The 16,933-nt window shown below is 42.2% G+C and carries 20 protein-coding genes and 1 pseudogene; 7 read left to right on the top strand and 14 right to left on the bottom strand.

Annotation, left to right across the window (positions count from 1 at the left end):
* The 11 genes from BKK52_RS11705 to BKK52_RS11655 form a co-directional block, all read right to left on the bottom strand.
* Positions 1 to 1,716: beta strand repeat-containing protein (locus BKK52_RS11705; RefSeq protein ID WP_143531423.1), on the bottom strand; the 1,716-nt coding region annotated here is incomplete at its 3' end.
* On the bottom strand, positions 1,646 to 2,221 hold the full coding sequence (locus BKK52_RS11700; protein WP_077478765.1) for an ESPR domain-containing protein: 576 nt from the start codon (positions 2,219 to 2,221) through the stop codon (positions 1,646 to 1,648). The genes BKK52_RS11700 and BKK52_RS11705, both read right to left, overlap by 71 nt.
* A 330-nt stretch (positions 2,222 to 2,551) precedes the next feature.
* On the bottom strand, positions 2,552 to 3,955 hold the full coding sequence (locus BKK52_RS11695) for an MDR family MFS transporter (RefSeq protein WP_077478764.1): 1,404 nt from the start codon (positions 3,953 to 3,955) through the stop codon (positions 2,552 to 2,554).
* Positions 3,952 to 4,464, bottom strand: a complete 513-nt coding sequence (gene mobB / locus BKK52_RS11690) for a molybdopterin-guanine dinucleotide biosynthesis protein MobB (RefSeq protein ID WP_077478763.1) — start codon at positions 4,462 to 4,464, stop codon at positions 3,952 to 3,954. The genes BKK52_RS11695 and mobB overlap by 4 nt, the downstream gene beginning before the upstream one ends.
* Before the next feature lie 183 nt (positions 4,465 to 4,647).
* Positions 4,648 to 5,226, bottom strand: coding sequence for a hypothetical protein (locus BKK52_RS11685; RefSeq protein ID WP_077420902.1), 579 nt, complete (start codon positions 5,224 to 5,226; stop codon positions 4,648 to 4,650).
* Positions 5,227 to 5,381: 155 nt separating this feature from the next.
* Positions 5,382 to 5,816 carry a SoxR reducing system RseC family protein gene (locus BKK52_RS11680; protein ID WP_077420901.1) on the bottom strand — a complete coding sequence of 145 codons (435 nt, stop codon included), beginning with the start codon at positions 5,814 to 5,816 and terminating at the stop codon, positions 5,382 to 5,384.
* Complete coding sequence (locus BKK52_RS11675; RefSeq protein ID WP_077420906.1) at positions 5,810 to 6,583, bottom strand: class I SAM-dependent methyltransferase; 774 nt, start codon at positions 6,581 to 6,583, stop codon at positions 5,810 to 5,812. The genes BKK52_RS11680 and BKK52_RS11675 overlap by 7 nt, the downstream gene beginning before the upstream one ends.
* Positions 6,565 to 7,656 carry a tRNA (uridine(54)-C5)-methyltransferase TrmA gene (gene trmA, locus BKK52_RS11670; protein ID WP_077420900.1) on the bottom strand — a complete coding sequence of 364 codons (1,092 nt, stop codon included), beginning with the start codon at positions 7,654 to 7,656 and terminating at the stop codon, positions 6,565 to 6,567. The genes BKK52_RS11675 and trmA overlap by 19 nt, the downstream gene beginning before the upstream one ends.
* A 144-nt stretch (positions 7,657 to 7,800) precedes the next feature.
* Positions 7,801 to 8,136, bottom strand: coding sequence for a MaoP family protein (locus BKK52_RS11665; RefSeq protein WP_077420899.1), 336 nt, complete (start codon positions 8,134 to 8,136; stop codon positions 7,801 to 7,803).
* Between the two features lie 54 nt (positions 8,137 to 8,190).
* Entirely contained in the window at positions 8,191 to 8,796 is a 606-nt protein-coding gene (gene dsbA / locus BKK52_RS11660) for a thiol:disulfide interchange protein DsbA (RefSeq protein WP_077420898.1), read from the bottom strand.
* A gap of 9 nt (positions 8,797 to 8,805) precedes the next feature.
* Positions 8,806 to 9,072 carry a YihD family protein gene (locus BKK52_RS11655; RefSeq protein ID WP_077420897.1) on the bottom strand — a complete coding sequence of 89 codons (267 nt, stop codon included), beginning with the start codon at positions 9,070 to 9,072 and terminating at the stop codon, positions 8,806 to 8,808.
* A gap of 67 nt (positions 9,073 to 9,139) precedes the next feature.
* Here BKK52_RS11655 and mobA point away from each other — a divergent pair, with 67 nt between their 5' ends.
* The 3 genes from mobA to BKK52_RS11640 are packed head-to-tail and all read left to right on the top strand — an operon-like array spanning position 9,140 to position 11,093.
* Entirely contained in the window at positions 9,140 to 9,706 is a 567-nt protein-coding gene (gene mobA, locus BKK52_RS11650) for a molybdenum cofactor guanylyltransferase MobA (protein WP_077420896.1), read from the top strand.
* 22 nt (positions 9,707 to 9,728) lie between these two features.
* Positions 9,729 to 10,310 (top strand): rhomboid family intramembrane serine protease, encoded by a 582-nt coding sequence (locus BKK52_RS11645; protein WP_077478766.1) that lies wholly within the window; start codon positions 9,729 to 9,731, stop codon positions 10,308 to 10,310.
* Between the two features lie 27 nt (positions 10,311 to 10,337).
* Complete coding sequence (locus tag BKK52_RS11640; protein ID WP_077420895.1) at positions 10,338 to 11,093, top strand: DeoR/GlpR family transcriptional regulator; 756 nt, start codon at positions 10,338 to 10,340, stop codon at positions 11,091 to 11,093.
* A 297-nt stretch (positions 11,094 to 11,390) separates the two neighbouring features.
* Here the strand turns inward: BKK52_RS11640 and dusA are convergent, their stop codons facing one another.
* Positions 11,391 to 12,374: a tRNA dihydrouridine(20/20a) synthase DusA gene (gene dusA, locus BKK52_RS11635; RefSeq protein WP_077420894.1), complete on the bottom strand. Its 984-nt coding sequence runs from the start codon at positions 12,372 to 12,374 to the stop codon at positions 11,391 to 11,393.
* A gap of 134 nt (positions 12,375 to 12,508) precedes the next feature.
* On the opposite strand from dusA, the pseudogene BKK52_RS13950 reads away from it, so the two are divergent.
* Positions 12,509 to 12,784 (top strand): annotated as a pseudogene (locus BKK52_RS13950) (pseudouridine synthase); the annotation flags it as partial.
* A 197-nt stretch (positions 12,785 to 12,981) separates the two neighbouring features.
* On the opposite strand, the gene BKK52_RS11630 reads toward BKK52_RS13950, so the two are convergent.
* A complete protein-coding gene (locus BKK52_RS11630; protein WP_077420893.1) occupies positions 12,982 to 13,650 on the bottom strand; it encodes a hypothetical protein in 669 nt (222 codons plus the stop codon).
* A 62-nt stretch (positions 13,651 to 13,712) separates the two neighbouring features.
* On the bottom strand, positions 13,713 to 14,396 hold the full coding sequence (locus BKK52_RS11625; RefSeq protein WP_077420892.1) for a 2,3-diphosphoglycerate-dependent phosphoglycerate mutase: 684 nt from the start codon (positions 14,394 to 14,396) through the stop codon (positions 13,713 to 13,715).
* A 176-nt stretch (positions 14,397 to 14,572) separates the two neighbouring features.
* On the opposite strand from BKK52_RS11625, the gene envC reads away from it, so the two are divergent.
* The 3 genes from envC to BKK52_RS11610 all read left to right on the top strand — a co-directional run bounded on the left by envC (position 14,573) and on the right by BKK52_RS11610 (position 16,930).
* Positions 14,573 to 15,805 carry a murein hydrolase activator EnvC gene (gene envC / locus BKK52_RS11620; protein ID WP_077420891.1) on the top strand — a complete coding sequence of 411 codons (1,233 nt, stop codon included), beginning with the start codon at positions 14,573 to 14,575 and terminating at the stop codon, positions 15,803 to 15,805.
* Positions 15,805 to 16,647 carry a divergent polysaccharide deacetylase family protein gene (locus tag BKK52_RS11615; RefSeq protein ID WP_077420890.1) on the top strand — a complete coding sequence of 281 codons (843 nt, stop codon included), beginning with the start codon at positions 15,805 to 15,807 and terminating at the stop codon, positions 16,645 to 16,647. The genes envC and BKK52_RS11615 overlap by 1 nt, the downstream gene beginning before the upstream one ends.
* Positions 16,648 to 16,780: 133 nt before the next feature.
* Positions 16,781 to 16,930, top strand: coding sequence for a DMT family transporter (locus BKK52_RS11610; RefSeq protein WP_077478762.1), 150 nt, complete (start codon positions 16,781 to 16,783; stop codon positions 16,928 to 16,930).
* Positions 16,931 to 16,933: the final 3 nt, after the last annotated feature.

Genomic DNA, 16,933 nt, shown 5'->3' with positions numbered 1-16,933 from the left:
TTTGGTTGAAGTTGTGCCATTGACGGTTAGGTTTCCGCCAATGGTTGCGCCATTACTTGTTGTAATGCTGGTGAAATTCGGTGAATCATTAATGGATAAGGTAATATTTGTGCCAGCTTGAGAGATATTAAGATTTTTTCCTGCAATGACACTTACCGTATCCCCCATCTGAACCTTGGTTGAACGATTGTTGCTTACATTCCCCCCGTCAACCTGACCGGTCGTGATGTTCCAACCTTGATTGACTTTATTTAATGCGGTATTCGCTGTTGTGTTGGCAGCATTTGCCGTGTTATTGGCATTTGTGGCTGTTGTATTGGCTGCATTTGCGGTGTTATTGGCATTTGTTGCTGTAATATTGGCAGCCGCTGCGTTATCCCGGGCGGTGTTCGCAACACCGGAGACTTGATCCAACTGCGATTTATTCACTGCATCTTTAGAGCTTGTTCCCGGGGCAAGATTGGTAATTTTGTTATTACCGGCGTCAATCGTTGAACGAGCTGCAAAACGCGTTGTGGTTCCCACTCCGCCTAAATTAACATTGCTATTCGCAGAAAATGCCCCATTTACATTTAAGGTGTTTAGGGTTGACGCCTCGTTTACGGTTAAATTTTTTGTTGTTACCTGTTGCGCATTGAGTTTAACGGCACTGATGTCAGTAAAACTAGGGGAATCAACTGTCGTGATGGTAATTGTACTTTGCTGTCTCTCTACCTCAATATTGTCTCCGGCAACAATGTCAATGTAACCACCTCTGGAAATTTTCTCCCCCGTATCACTATTCGCTTTAACATAGAAACTGGAATTCGTGAAAGCCTGATTAATCGCATCCGATACGATTTTAGCGGTGGTTAATCCCGATGTGCCCGAAACACTGGTGACGCCTTTGTCACTCACAGCAATGCCTTGTGTCACCACATTCATTTTGACCGTTGCGCCATTATTGCTGTCTTCAACCTCGGCGGTGGTATAGTTGCCATTTGCAAAATTGACTAAACCATCATGATTAATACGGGATTTTGCCTGGCTGTTTTGTTGGATATTAAAGCCCGAGTTTTTCATGACCGCATAGAGCTGGCTACCATTTACAGCATCGGTGGAATCTTGCGAAACACGCCCTGCCGCCACATTCACAATTTGTCGTTTATGGGTGCTGTTACCGATAGAAAGCACGCTATTTGCGGTTTGACCCGTAATCGTTGCGGTGTTTTCTGTTGTTCCGTCATCGGTTTTGAATTTTAAATCAGAAACAGTATTTGCTGCACCGGCTTCTGAGCCTGAACCTAATGCTATAGCATGCATTGAATTGTCTTTGACTGTTGCATTAGAGCCGAGTGCGGTTGCTTTTTGTGAACTTGTGTTTGCACCAAAACCTACAGCAACGGATTCAAGATTTCCGGTATTCGCTTGTTTACCGATTACAACCGAGTTTAAACTTCCCCCTGTTATATTTGCACCTATGATAACGGTTCCATAGTGCGCTGAATCCGTTATTGTTGTTCCACGTCCGATAACGATAGAATCGGGAGAGGCGGCTTGAGCGTTCTCACCGATTGCGATCCCCCCGGTTCCTGCTTGGCTACCTCGTCCAATTGCTGTTGCGCCTGTGCCGGCAGTGCTGTTAAAACCAACTGCCGTTGCCCCTTCACCGGTTGCATTTGCTATTCCACCAAGCGCAATAGCCCCCTTCACCGCTGACCTTACTGCTGGCCCCAATAGCCACACCTCGCTTTCCAAGCGTGGTCGCATCAAAACCAATGGCAATACCTCCACGAGCATTCTCATCTTTAGCCTGAGCACCAACCTGAGAATCTGTACCAATTGAAATCGCTCCCGGCGCCCAAGCCCTTGCAGGCGGATTCTTTGGATTGTTTGAATCGGTTGGCGTGTTTTCGTTCTTTGGGTTATAACGACCAATGGCAATCGCATTAGTATCTCCATTTGCGTCCCCACCGGCAATTCCTGTACCTTCCCCGCTTGTCCATTTAATTGCCTCTACACCCGCTGTTACCGCAAATGCACTCGGTACAACTGCCATCATCATCGCTGATGTGATTGCTATTGTTTTAATACCTGAAAGAGATGAGGCACTATTTTTTCTTTCATCAGAAACCTCAATGGTATTCTTGGAAGATGATTTACAATGTCCTTTCGCTAACTCTGATACGGCTGTCCAAGTTTGCGTAGTGTGGTTAAAAATAACCTTAAAAATTTTGTTCATACGTCATGTTCCTTAAATGACTTGATACTCAATCAGACTCCTAATACATACAGCAGAGTCACCCTTTACTTCCTAAAAATATTGCATTTCAACGACTTATGCAATCGGTATTATGCAGTTGCACAACGTTGCTTTTGTTCTTTGTAGGGATACACTGCGTGTATCCGAATCTTAACCTATTGAAATAATTTGGTTTTTATAACGGACACACGCAGTGTGTCCCTACGTTCTGTTAAAATTTCTGTTTTTGTGCATTGGCGACATAATACCGCACGTGATTTTAACGCCAAAATAGAAAAATAACCATAAATCAAGCGAGAATTATCTGGTCTAATCACTCAATTTTGATGTTTGACGCAAATGATCGCCATCTGTCTTATGCAGTCTAACTAATGTACAAATTAATGCAATAGCAAAAAGCGAGGAGGTTAAAAAGGTATAGCTGAAGGCGTGTTGCAATAATTCGCCTTCATTACCGAAAAATTGGCGGTAAACATTCAAAATAATGGATGAGACGGCAATCCCAAAACCAATCCCCACTTGTTGGACAATGCTCAGTATCGTTGAGCCTGCGCCCGCTTGTGATGGGGAAAGATCACCCACCGCCAGCGTATTCACCGCCGTGAAAATCATCGACATACAGGCACCATACCACATTAAATTCATCACAATCCGGACAAGTGCGGTTTGGTTATCCCACCACGCCATCGCCATTATTCCCAAAGCCATTAAAAGTGCGGATGAAATTAGGGTTGTTTTATAGCCGAATTTATTCAGAATATGCCCGATGACGGTTTTGAATATCACCGACATTAAGGCGATAGGCGCAAGCAGCCAACCGGACATTTCTGCACTAAAACCAAAGGAAAGCTGAAACATCAACGGCAATAAAAAAGGAATGCCGGAAGCGGATAAACGAATAAATAAATTGGCGAGTATGCTTAGGGTGAATGTCCGTGTGCGGAAGAGGGAAAGGGGTAGAATTGCCCGTTCATTGCCTTTTGCATACATTACATAAATCATTAACAAGCCGATACCGACCATCAGTGAACCATAGGTGAGGAATGGATTTTGATGGGTTTCACCCAGTAGATCTAAACCGAGCGTTAATCCCACCAAACCGAGGGCGAATAATAAAAAACCGGTCCAATCCAGTTTTTCTTCGCCGCCTTTGATATTGTCCATCACGTGACCTGCCGCCCAAATACCGACTATGCCAATGGGAATGTTGATAAGGAAAATCCAATGCCAAGTGGCGTGAATCACCAGCCAACCGCCTAATATCGGTCCTAAAATCGGACCGATTAACCCGGCGGTTGCCATTAGATTCCAAGCGTTCAGGAGTTGATGTTTAGGAACGGATTGAATAATGGCTAAACGGGCGATGGGCATCATAAATGCCCCGCCAATGCCTTGGATAATTCGTGCAAGGATAAGGCTTTCTAAATTAGGCGCCGCCGCACAAGCCACGGAACCCAATACAAAGGTGAAAACGGCACAGCGAAACACCGTGAGTGTACCAAATTTTGCTGCCGCCCATGCGGTGAGAGGAATAAATAAGGCGACCGCTAAGGAATAGGCAATGATCGCCATTTGCATTTCAAACGCCGGTTTATGCAGATCCACAGAAATTGCCGGTAATGCGGTGTTTAAAATGGTGGCATCAAGGCTTTGCATAAAAAGCGCCATGGCTGCCACCCAAGCTAAGCCTTGGTAAGTATGGGGATCCCTCATTTTATTTCCTGTGATCGAAACCAATGTTCAACAAAATCGGCTATCTGTGGAATACGGTTAATGTCTAACAAAGTGCGGTCGGTTTCAAGGGAATAATTGGTGGCAAGGGCAAGGACATCATTGTCGATTTCCGGCAAGAGTTTTGTCATTTCTTGGCGGTGCAAAAGAATTTTCGGTATTGGTTCTTGTTTAAACCCTTCCACCAGAATTAAATCCGTGAGTGTTTTATCAAATTGTTGGGCCAACTCATCGAGTGAAACCGGCGAGGGGGTTTCTGTCATCAGCGCCCAGCGGTGATCTGATGCCATCATCACTTGGGCAGAGCCTGCTTCTTTCATTCGCCAACTGTCTTTTCCCTCCTTATCCACTTGAGCATTATGGTGGCTGTGTTTGATCACAGAAACTCTAATTCCACGGGCAATTAATTCCGGGATAAGTTTTTCCAATAGTGTAGTTTTACCGCTGCCGCTATAACCGGTGATACCAAGAAGGGGAATTTGAATACGCATAAAAATAACCTTAAAAATGACCGCACTTTAACGATTTTCAAACAGTAAAAACCCCGATAAATCGGGGTTGATGATATTTATCGGGAGTTTTTTTAAGAGAGGGTTTGCCAAATAAATACGCCGAAGAGCATCAATGTAGTAATGCCAAGTAAGCCAATATTATTTTTCCTCTAAGCCAGAAGATTACTCCCCTTTTCGCAGCTTGTCATTTTCACTACGAATTTCATTATATTTTTTCGCATCAGCATTAATTTGTTGCAATACATCCTTTTCAATTTGAACAAGTTCTTTATTGATTGCATTAATGACTTGATTACGGCGATTAACCATATTCATTCGAGTTTCATTTGGTATATCAGCTGTAATATATTTTGTTGATTCTGAAAATAATTCGGAGAGTTGTTTGAAACCCTCAATACCTTTTGTTTTCAATGGGGCAAAACGGGAATCGGAAAATTGAATTTCGTTTAATTTATTTGAAACATCAGACAAGTCTTTAGCCCGATCTTTATACATTTCGATTACTTTAGCGGGATCTTTTTCTGCAAAGATCGTACTAATAGCATTATTTACTTCTCTAATCACTTTATTTGCCGACTTACGCCATTCTGTGTACTTGTTGTAATCTTCTTTTGCTATTTCATAAACAACTTTGGCTTGTTCTTCAGCTGCAATTTGTTCTTTGCTTGGTCCTTTAGGTCCGCAAGCAGTTAAAATGCTTAAACCCAATGCGGCAATCAATAATTTAGTGGTAAATTTCATTTGTATTCCTCTGATTTTTATAATAAAAACGCTACGCATTCTAGCGTAGTTTACTTTAAGAAGCAAAGAATGACGTTTATAAGTGCGGTTGCAAAAAACAACGTTTTTTGAACCTTCCAATGATTCCGAATGGGTGAATAAAATTTCCTACGTTTTTAAGAAATCACCCGCAGCAACACCGGCTGAAATTCCGTTTGTTGTCCAAGTTTTTGACTGTACTTTTTAACGAAAATAAAAGTGAGTGCGGTGGAAAGAAAAATAACCAAAGCTCGGCTCAATTCATTTTCACTGATGTAGTGGGATAACCCTGTCGCGAGAAGCAAGACTAAAAGCGGCACAATATACATCAGTAATGCGGAATACAGCATGGATTTTTCCTCCAACCCGATTTCGACGACTTGGCCTTCACGAAGTGGCATCATCGTTTCTACCGTGAAAATATGTTCGCCACGTTTGCCATTGAGCTCGGAAAGACTTGCACTGCCGCAGCTTTTTTGCGCAGCACATTGTCCGCAGGCACTTGGGGATTGGCATTTTACTTTGGCAAGCCCATTTTCGTAGCCAATGACCACGGCATTTTCTTTTAACATTGTGCTTCTCCCAAATAAATATCAAAACGGTGGTTTTTCGTTTCACGGTGAAAGTGTGGTGGTTTTTGGGCAAGAAATTCCGCATAGTCGGGGCGTTTTACTACCACTCGTTTTCGGGCAAGATGTAATGCGGGCTCAAGCAATTCATCGGCATCCAAATCTGCGCCGACTAAATGCTGAAACACACGCATTTCTTTTTTTACCAAAGCCGATTTTTGTTTATGCGGATACATAGGATCAAGATAAACCACATCCGCACAATCTGTTTCAGGACTGAGTTCTCGAATATGTCGAGCCGGCAATAAGCGTAAATTTTGTTGCAACATCTCCCCAATTTCTTCATCTTGATAGGCTCGATTTAAGCCGTCTTGCAACAGTAAATGCACAACGGGGTGGCGTTCGACTAAACGCACTTGGCAGCCGATAGCGGCGAGCACAAAAGCATCTCGTCCTAATCCGGCGGTGGCGTCAATCACACTTGGCAATTCATTTCCCTTAATTCCCACCGCCTTTGCCACGGCTTCGCCTCGCCCTCCACCGAATTTTCGGCGATGTGCCATCGCACCGCTTACAAAATCGACATACACCGCCCCGAGTTTGGGTTCGTCTAATTTGCGTAATTCTAACCGTTCATCGGTTTGCACGAGAGCAAGTGGGCTTTGCGCATCGTGAATTAACCCTAAGGGCGTACAAAGTGCGGTTAACTTTTCCTGTGTTTTTTCTGTGGATTCGGCTATTAATTGAATTTTTATTTGCGAATCAGCCATATGCCACTTTCCATATGATCGGTGTAAGGGAATTGATCAAACAACGCTGCTTTTTCAATACGGTGTGTTTTTGAAAGTACTTGCAAATTATCACATAAGGTATGTGGGTTACAGGAAATATACAAAATGCGATCATAATGTTGCACCAATTTTACCGTGTCGGGATCAAGCCCTGCACGGGGCGGGTCCACAAAAATGGTGTTGCATTCATAGGCGGTTAAATCAATGCCTTTTAATCGATTAAAAGCGCGCACACCGTTCATCGCTTGGGTAAATTCTTCTGCCGACATTCGGATGATCTGCAAGTTATCCACCCCATTTTCGGCAATGTTAAATTGTGCTGCCGCCACAGAGGGTTTGGCAATCTCGGTGGCAAGTACTTTGCGGAAATTTTGTGCCAAGGCTATGGAGAAATTGCCATTGCCACAATAAAGTTCGAGTAAATCGCCTTTGCTGCCCGCTGTACAAGCCATCGCCCATTCCAGCATTTTGGCATTGACCACTGCATTTGGTTGGGTAAAACTGTTTTCGACTTGGCGATAGACATAATTTCGACCGGCAACAGGCAACACTTCGTCCACATAATCTTGATTTAGGCAAATTTTTTGTTTGCTGGCCCGCCCGATAAGGTGAACATGAAAACCCAGTTCGGTAAGTTGTTCTCTCAATTTTCCTGCGGATTGCTGCCATTCTTCCGTCAGCGGTTTATGATACAAAAGACTGACGATAATTTGATTGCTCAACGTACTAAGATAATCAATTTGGAAGAGTTTTTTGTGCAAAATTTCCTGTTGTTTGAGTAATGGCAACAAGGCTTTCATCATTCGGTTAATGAGCCGACTTGCGATAGGAAATTCATCTACGCGATAACGTTGTTTGCTGGCTTGGTCAAACATAATGTGATAAAAATCACCCTGTTCGTGCCAAATGCGAAATTCCGCCCGCATACGATAATGGCTGGTGGGGGAATCAAATAGCTGAATGGCGGGCGCATTGAAAGGGCGCAAAAGTGCGGTCAGTTTTTCCAGTTTTTTTTGTAGCAGTTCGCTGTATCGGGAAATGGGGAGTTGCATAGGATTTTCACCGTATCGGTAGAGGGGAAATGCTTTATCATTGCCTACGAAAATAGGGGGAAATCACCGTGCGTAAATTGCACGCAATTTAGCACCCTACTCAAAACAAAAGGCAGACTGGTGCCTGCCTTATCTCATAAATCTTTATTCGCCGGAATAATCATCACCACCGGAGGCCGCTTCGCTTACATCACCGGAGAGGGTGTAAACCCGTTTGGTGGTGTTAATACGGGTACGGTATTTATGCCAGGTTTTTTCAAAGAAAGTTTCCGGTGCACGTTCTCCACGACAGAATGCAACAAACTCTTTTTCTTCTTTTGTTACCGGTTTTCGCTCACCGAGATCTAAGGCTTTAAAGGCTTGGCCATATTGTTCAAGCACTTGTGATTCTTTGATGGTGTAATCACCGTGACGGGAAAACCCACGCGGATAGTTTTTGTCGTCAAAAAAACGACGGGTAACACTGAAACTTGCAGCCATGATCATCTCTCTTTTTCATTGGTTAAAAACGGCAGGCATTAAACCAATTTTTCGTTATTTTTGCAATAAACCTTTTACGGTTTCTACATAATCCTTAACGAAATTATCATAATTTAGGCCTTCAGGATTTACACGGAATTTTCCGTTCACATAAAAATCCGGCACACCATGGACTTTAAATTGTTCTGCGGCATTGACTTGCTTATTCACTAAGCCATTGACGGCAAAACTATTAATGCCACCATCAAATTGTTCTGCGGTTACACCGTTATCTAAAAAAATCGCACGAATATCGTCCATGGATTTTAAGCGATCTTTTTGTGCCGCTTCAAATAACGGAGTTTTAACCTGATTTTCCACACCCAATGCCATTGCCAAAGCCCAAGCACGCGTTAAATTTTCAGACTGACGCCCTAAAAAATTCACATGATATTGTTTAAAGGCCACGCCCTCAGGTAAGCTTTCTTTCACTTGTTGAGGGATTTTATATTCCATTTCAAAGGAATAACAATGCGGGCAATAAAAAGAGAAAAATTCAATCACTTCTTTTTGTGGCGCTGCTTGTTGGCTTACTTGAATATATTGTTTCCCTTCTTGTAAGTCTGCTGCCAATACATTAACTGAAATGAATGCACCTAATGCGAGTAAAAATTTTTTCATTGTGTTTCCTTATTTAATAATGCCGCGAGCTTTTAACAAGGCGGTTTTAAAATCTTCTTCGTAGTCTTTTTTGATGCCGGGGATCGGTTCGTATTTATCGGTACCATCCATTTTTAACTGATAAATAATCACTTCATCGGTTAATTCATTGAGTGGTTTTTCGAAACCGGCCTCGTTTGCGATTTTTTGCAAGATAGCCATCAAGCTCAAATCCGGCTCTTTAGACCAATAAGGCTGTAAAAGTTCCAAAACTTCATTTAAACGCTTACATTTCATTGCTATTTCCTTTCCTATATAGAAAAATAGGGAGCAGATCATACTTGAAATGACAACAGAATAAAATATGGAAATGACAATAAGTGCAGTGATTTTGGCAGGTGGGAAGGCACGGCGAATGGGCGGACGAGACAAAGGTTTGCAACTTTGGCAGGGAAAACCTTTGATTCAACAGGTGATCGAAAGAGTACAACCTCAAATTTCAACAATGGCGATTAATGCCAATCGTAACATCAGCGATTATGCCAAATTGGGTTTGCCTGTATTTGCCGATGAATTGCCGGATTTTCAAGGGCCTTTAAGCGGAATGTTAACCGCTCTAGAACAAGCCAAAACGGATTTTGTGCTATTCACCCCTTGTGATAGCCCTTTTTTTCCCCACAATTTGCTCGAAAAATTGAAAAATACAATAGAAAATGACCGCACTTTGCTGGCCTATGCCTGTGATGAAACACGCTCTCATCCCACATTTTGTTTAATGTCTGTCCAATTAAAAGCCAAACTCCGTCAGTATCTTGCTTCCGGTGAACGCCGATTATTGCAATTTATGCGTGAGAATGGCGGAAAGTCTGTCATATTTAACAGCACTGAAGGGCAATTTGTTAATTTTAATACCTTGGATGATTTACAATAAAACCTTGCGAGTTCAAAAGCTTATGCAATCTATTCGTTTATCCCGTTATTTCACGCCTCTACACCTCATCACGGTAAGTTGTGTGGTGGTGTATTTATTACAACAAATCGGTTTTGAAGAAAATATCATGGAAATGTTCCATTACCCGATTTATGGGGAGCAGGATTGGGAACTTTGGCGTTATATCACCCATTGTTTTGTCCATTTGTCGACTATTCATATTATTGCGAATTTGTCGTGGTTTTGGTTATTTGGCGGAATGATTGAACGTCATTTCGGTGCAATGAAACTGTTCCTTCTTTTTTTCGTATCTGCAGTGCTGACAGGCATTGTGCAAAATGGCTTCTCCGGGCCAAATTTCTTTGGTTTATCCGGGGTGGTTTATGCTGTGTTAGGTTATGTTTTTATCGCAGATAAACTTAATGCGAATCTTTTTGAATTGCCTGAAGGTTTTTTCACGATGTTACTTATCGGGCTAGCATTTGGCTTTATTAGCCCGTTATTTGATATTTATCTTGGCAATGCGGCACATATTTCAGGGTTGATTTTAGGATTAGCTTGGGGATTTATTGATAGTAAAATTTCCTTGAATCGGGTAGAGTAGCGCCATCATTTATTGAAGGATACGATAATGAAACAGTCCATTCGTCATCAAAAAATTATTGAGCTGGTTAATCAGCAGGGATACTTAAGCACAGAGGAATTGGTGAGCCAATTGGACGTTAGTCCTCAAACAATCCGTCGGGATTTGAATATTCTTGCAGAATTAGATTTGATCCGTCGTCATCATGGTGGGGCGGCTTCGCCTTCCTCAGTGGAAAATTCCGATTATATTGATCGTAAGCTGTTTTTTTCTTCACAAAAAAATCGCATTGCCCAAGAGGTGGCTAAATACATTCCCAATGGCGCTTCATTATTTATTGATATCGGTACCACACCTGAAGCAGTGGCGAATGCCTTGCTTAATCATGAGCGTTTGCGCATTGTGACAAATAACCTGAATGCGGCACATCTACTTCGCCAAAATGAAAGCTTTGAAATTACTATGGCGGGCGGTTCGTTACGCATGGACGGTGGGATTATTGGGGAGGCAACGGTGAATTTTATTTCCCAGTTTCGTCTAGATTTCGGCATTCTTGGGATCAGTGCGATTGATTCCGACGGTTCGTTATTGGATTATGATTATCATGAAGTTCAGGTAAAACGGGCAATTATGGAAAGCTCACGCCAAACCTTATTAGTGACGGATCATTCAAAATTTACCCGCCAAGCCATTGTGCGTTTAGGGGAATTAAGCGATGTGGAATATTTGTTCACCGACGAAGTGCCACGTTCCATTAGCCAATATTTGCAAGAAACAAAAACTCAATTAGTGGTGTGTCAGTAAGAAAGTGCGGTTATTTCTAACCGCACTTTTGTTTTTTTAGACATCCATATCAAACCAATGCGGTTAAGACCAATCCAAAAAACAAAATGGGTTATTTTATACAGCGATTAAAACGTGTAAGAACGTATTTGCCAACAAGGGGGAAAGTTACTTGAGGTGTCAAGAAAAGCAAGGCTTGATGATTCAAGAAATACGACGAGATTCCCTCTCAAATCGTGTGTTCTATTATCCGGTAAATAACCTCGGATGGAAAGGATGAATATTTAAATTTGTGAGGCTTATCACATTTGATAAGCCTTATTCTTCAACAAAACCTAATGCGGTTTCCACGACTTCAATCCCAGCCCCTTGTTTAAAGGCATTTTCACTTAAATAACGACGCCATTGGCGTGCCCCTTTGCAATGTTGAAATGCGCCCAACATATGACGCGCAATATGGTTGAGATAAACCCCTTGACTGAGTTGTTGTTCAATGTAAGGTAGCATAGCAAGCACTGCTTCTCGTGGTGTAACGATTCGGGCGGTTTCATCAAATAATGCTTGGTCAATCGTACCCAGTAAGGCAGGGTTTTGATAGGCTTCACGCCCCACCATCACACCATCGACAAATTGCAAATGTTGTTTCATTTCTTCCACGGTTTTTATGCCGCCATTAATCACAATCGTTAAATGAGGGAAATCACGTTTTAACTGATAAACCCGTTCGTAATCAAGCGGGGGGATCTCACGGTTTTCTTTTGGGCTTAACCCAGAAAGCCAGGCTTTACGGGCATGGATAATAAATTCCTGACAACCTTTATTTTGCACTTTTTCGATAAAGTCACATAAAAATTCATAACTATCAAGATCATCAATGCCGATACGGGTTTTCACCGTAATGGGAATGTTTACCGCCTGTTGCATTTTTTCCACACATTCCGCCACTAAATCGGCTTTTGCCATTAAACACGCACCAAACATGCCGTTTTGTACCCGATCGGAAGGGCAGCCCACATTGAGGTTTATTTCATGATAACCCCGTTCTTCCGCCAGTTTCGCACAATGTTTAAGCTGCTCAGGATCACTTCCGCCCAATTGCAATGCAACGGGATTTTCACGCATATCAAAATCCAAATGGTCATATTTGGCGTGAATAATCGCCGGAGCGGTCACCATTTCCGTATAAAGCAACGCATGTTGAGAGAATTGGCGATGAAAATAGCGGCAATGACGCGTTGTCCAATCCAGCATTGGCGCAACGGAAAAACGTCCACGATAAAAGTGCGGTTGATTTTGAGGCATTTTTACTTCTCTGGTTGATTGCTCTTAATTTTTACAAAGGAACATGATGTTAATTGGTGGGCGATTATGGTGATATTTATGAAGGAAATCAATCATCAAATTAGATCCGACTTGCCTTTTTAGACATTTTTACAAAAGTGCGGTTGATTTCAATGCCAAATTTATAGGTGCGTACACCGCCCATTTACGAGCAAAAATCTATTTCCCACTGATTGGCTGGAAATAAAAATCATAAAGGAATGCAATCGTCAAGTGAGGAGAATGACCGTCCGCATCGGTTTTCCCACTTTACGCCCGGTTCGTTATGCCATCGGATAACTTTTTCTTGAGGGCATTGCCAATGGTGAATATCGGCATTATCCGAAAGGGAAATCAAGGCGTTGTTTTTTCGGCTAAGGGTTAGAGGTTAATTTGATAAGGAAAAATCAAATTTCTAAAACCTTTTGTAACCATTTCCCTAAGTCGTCTAACTCTTGCCTCATCACTTCATGCCCCTATGTATTTGGTCATGTATCAAGATGTCTGTCATTCACAAAAAGTGAGAGCCGTTGCTGATTTTTTGATTGAAATTTTAGGGGAGTAACAGGAAAAGCCTCCCCTAATGATTTTAAAATGTGGGTTGGGCATTTTCTACCTGAACAAAAAAGCCGTTATCATTTAAAATCACGCTGTAATTTGTCTGATATTTTTTGCCGTTGGTTTCCACAAGGGCATAACAGCTACGAATGCCTTGTTGCGGGTAGTGTTGGGTTTCATGTAGCCGGCTCAGATTTTTGACGGTCATTGGTGTCTTCGTTACTTTACCCTGCCGATTAAAAGCATCGGAGAGAACCCGAGTGACTTGGTTATCTTGACATTTAGGCACCACAACGGTTTTCTTTGCTTGGCTAAGCGGTGTGGTTTTTAGCGTATTCTGTTTCTGTGCTTTTTCAGGCTCGTTTTGTACCGTTTTCTTGTTTTCCGATTTTTTTATCGCTTTTTGAGCTGTTTTCTGTTTTTGTAATTCTGTAGATTTTTTATTCTTGGAGGTTTGTTTTTTACCCTTATTTTTCTCCGCTTTTGACACCGATTTTTTATTTTCCGCTTTATTTTTCTTCGTGTTTTTCTCTATGATTTTCTTCTCTGTCGATTTTTTATTGACGGTTTTTTGCCCCTGTGATTTTTTCGTTTGTTGGACTGTTTGTTTTGTCGGGGTATTTTTATGGGATGGGGCGGCAAGGGCTGTTGTCGCCATAAAAGGTAATAACATAAAAAGGATATAAGCTAACTTTTTCATTCATCTCTCCTTAAATAAAAAGTGCGGCTAAAATTAACCGCACTTTCAATCAAATTTAAAAATTAAAGGTAGTAATGCTCTACATAGTTTAATTTATCATCAAGTTTTAACACTAACGGCTGACCGGTTGGGATTTCAAAATCCATAATTTCTTCATCAGAAATGCCGATAATGTGTTTCGCCAAGGCACGAAGTGAGTTACCGTGAGCGACCACTAAAACACGTTTGCCGGAAAGCATTGCCGGTGCAATTTGATCTTCCCAGAATGGGAGGGCACGCTCTAAGGTGAGTTTTAAATTTTCCGCATTCGGTACCACATCTGACGGAAGATGAGCATAACGGCGGTCATTGTGGGCAGAATTTGGATCTTGCGGATCTAAATCCGGTGGCGAAATATCGTAAGAACGGCGCCAAATATGCACTTGCTCATCACCGTATTGTTCTGCGGTGGCTTTTTTATCCAAACCTTGTAATGCCCCGTAGTGACGTTCATTTAAACGCCAGTTCTTCACTTGAGGAATCCACAACTGATGGGATTCTTCCAACACAATATTACAGGTTTTAATGGCACGGGTTAACACGGAAGTGAAAGCGATATCAAATTCATAGCCGGCGTCGAATAATTTTTTACCTGCTGCTTTGGCTTCTTCCACACCACGTTCGGTCAAATTCACATCACGCCAACCGGTGAATAAATTTTTCGCATTCCACTCACTGAAACCGTGACGAATGAAGACTAATTCCATAGGATTCTCCTGATATTTTAAGTAAATAAAGAATGCGCACTTTATAGCAAAAAATCCTTTTATTTAAAAGCAAAAAGGCAGGATTTCCTGATCTTCTTCAAAAAATCTGTGTGAAACTTTTTCGCCTTTCAACAAATATGATAAGATTTGCGCAGTTTTGTGAATTAGGATGATTTATGTTGTTTTCTCTCTTGCGCCCAAAAACATCAGCGATGTTGACCGCACTTTTTTGTTGTGGTGCGTTGTTGTTTTCAGCAGGTAGCCAAAGTGCCGATCTCAACCAAATTCAACAACAAATTAAACAGCAAGAATCGAAATTGGCAGAACAAAAACGGGCGCAAGCAAAACTGCAATCCACCTTAAAAAATCAAGAAAGCCAAATTAATTCTGTAGCAGGAAAATTGCGTGAAACCGAGCTGAGTTTGAAAGAAATTCGTAAACAAATTGCCGATGCGGATAAACAACTCAAACTTTTGGAAAAGCAAGAAGGTGAGCAAAAAGCCAAGCTTGCCAAGCAAATGGATATGATTTATCGCTCCGGGTTAAACCCTTCTGTGTTAGAAAGAATGCTTTCAGAAGATGCCAAAAAAGCGGCTCGTATGAAAGTGTACTATGAACATTTAAACCAAACCCGAATTGAGATGATTCATCATTTGCAGGCCACGCAAGCACAAATTGTGAAGCAGAAAGCGGCGATTTTGGGGCAGCAACAAACCCACAAAGATCAACTTTCTACTCAAAAAAAACAGCAACAGGAATTGGAAAAAGTTCAGCGTGAACGCCAATCTACATTAAACGAAATTAATAAAACCATTAATCAAGATCAAAATAAATTAGAGCGTTTGCGTGCGAATGAAACAGCATTACGCCAAGAGATTCAACGTGCCGAACAAGCCGCCCGCCAGCAAGAACAACGTGAGCGGGATGCCTTGGCGCAGCGTAAACAGGCAGAAGAAAAACGTACCGCCAAGCCTTATAAACCGACGGCCCAAGAGCGTCAGTTGATAAATAGTACCAGTGGCCTAGGAACGGCTAAACGCCAATATAATAAACCGGTGAACGGTTCTACACTCTATGCGTTTGGCTCGGCCCAAGCCGGAGAGGCCCGTTGGAAGGGAATGGTGATTGCCGCATCAAACGGCACACCGGTGCGAGCCATTGCAGCCGGTCGGGTGATTTTTTCCGGGCAACTTAATGGCTATGGCTATATGGTGATTATTAAACATGGCGACAGTGATTTGAGTTTATATGGCTTTAATCAAGCCGTATTTGTTAAAGCCAATCAACTGGTGTCTGCCGGGCAAACCATTGCACAGGTAGGGAATACGGGCGAGCTTTCCCGCCCGGCGTTATATTTCGGGATAAGCCGTAAAGGGACCCCGGTTAATCCTGCAGGGTGGATAAAATAATGGTGGTTTCACTTAAAAGTGCGGTCAAAATTTTCCTTGTTTTTTTCTTAACCCTTTTTTCAATCCGCGTTTTTTCACAAGCTAAATTGGCTATTGTTATCGATGATGTGGGCTATCACCCCAAAGAAGATGCCGCCATTTTTGCTATGCCTCGTGAAATTTCTGTCGCAATTATTCCTGTTGCACCCTATGCTAAAATCCGCAATCAAGAAGCTAAAAAGCAAGGCCGTGATATTCTCATTCATATGCCCATGCAGCCGATGGGACAAATGAAACTAGAAGAAGGCGGGTTGCATTTGGGAATGTCCGCCGAGCAAGTTGCTCAACGGGTGCAAAACGCTAAAAATGTGGTGAGCTATGCCATTGGAATGAATAACCATATGGGCAGTGCCGCCACGGCAGACAGCACATTAATGCGTCATCTGATGAGCGCACTTCATACGCAACATTTGTTCTTTTTAGATAGCCGAACCATTGGGCGTTCCGTTGCCGGGAAAATGGCGAAAGAACAGGGAGTGCGTTCACTGGATCGCCATATTTTCTTAGACGATAGCAATGAATTCGCCGATGTACAGCGTCAATTCCAAGCGGCAATTCAATATGCCAGAAAACACGGCACAGCTATCGCCATTGGACACCCCCGTAAAAATACCGTTGCTGTTTTACAACAGGGTTTACGTCAGCTCCCTTCAGACATTCAACTGGTCGGGATGGGAAGCTTATGGCGAAATGAACGTATCGTCCCACCAAAACCTTTTATTTTACTTTTTAACGATATACCCGCACCCACCTCTATCGCACCTTATGAACCGATCCCACTTTTGCGTGGCGTGCCAAGATAAGTAGCCTTTTTATTCTCTCCATCTGTGCTATTTATCCTTAATTTGCGCAAAAAAAGATTAAAAAAACAAGACTGTTTTTACCTTTATATCATTGATAGAATTACCGCCTTTTTTAATTGAAAGGAATGTAAACATGCAATTACATTGGTTATTTTTAGCCTTGGCTATTGTCAGTGAAGTGTTCGCTTCTTCTATGCTGAAATTAAGTGATGGTTTCTCAAAAACTTTGCCTACTGTTGGTGTGGCGGTTGGTTTTATCATTTCATTTTATTTTTGGGGCTGACGT

It is taken from the genome of Rodentibacter trehalosifermentans (assembly GCF_002000545.1).
GTDB classification, from domain to species: Bacteria; Pseudomonadota; Gammaproteobacteria; order Enterobacterales; family Pasteurellaceae; genus Rodentibacter; species Rodentibacter trehalosifermentans.
This window is presented reverse-complemented; position numbering and strand designations above follow the sequence as displayed.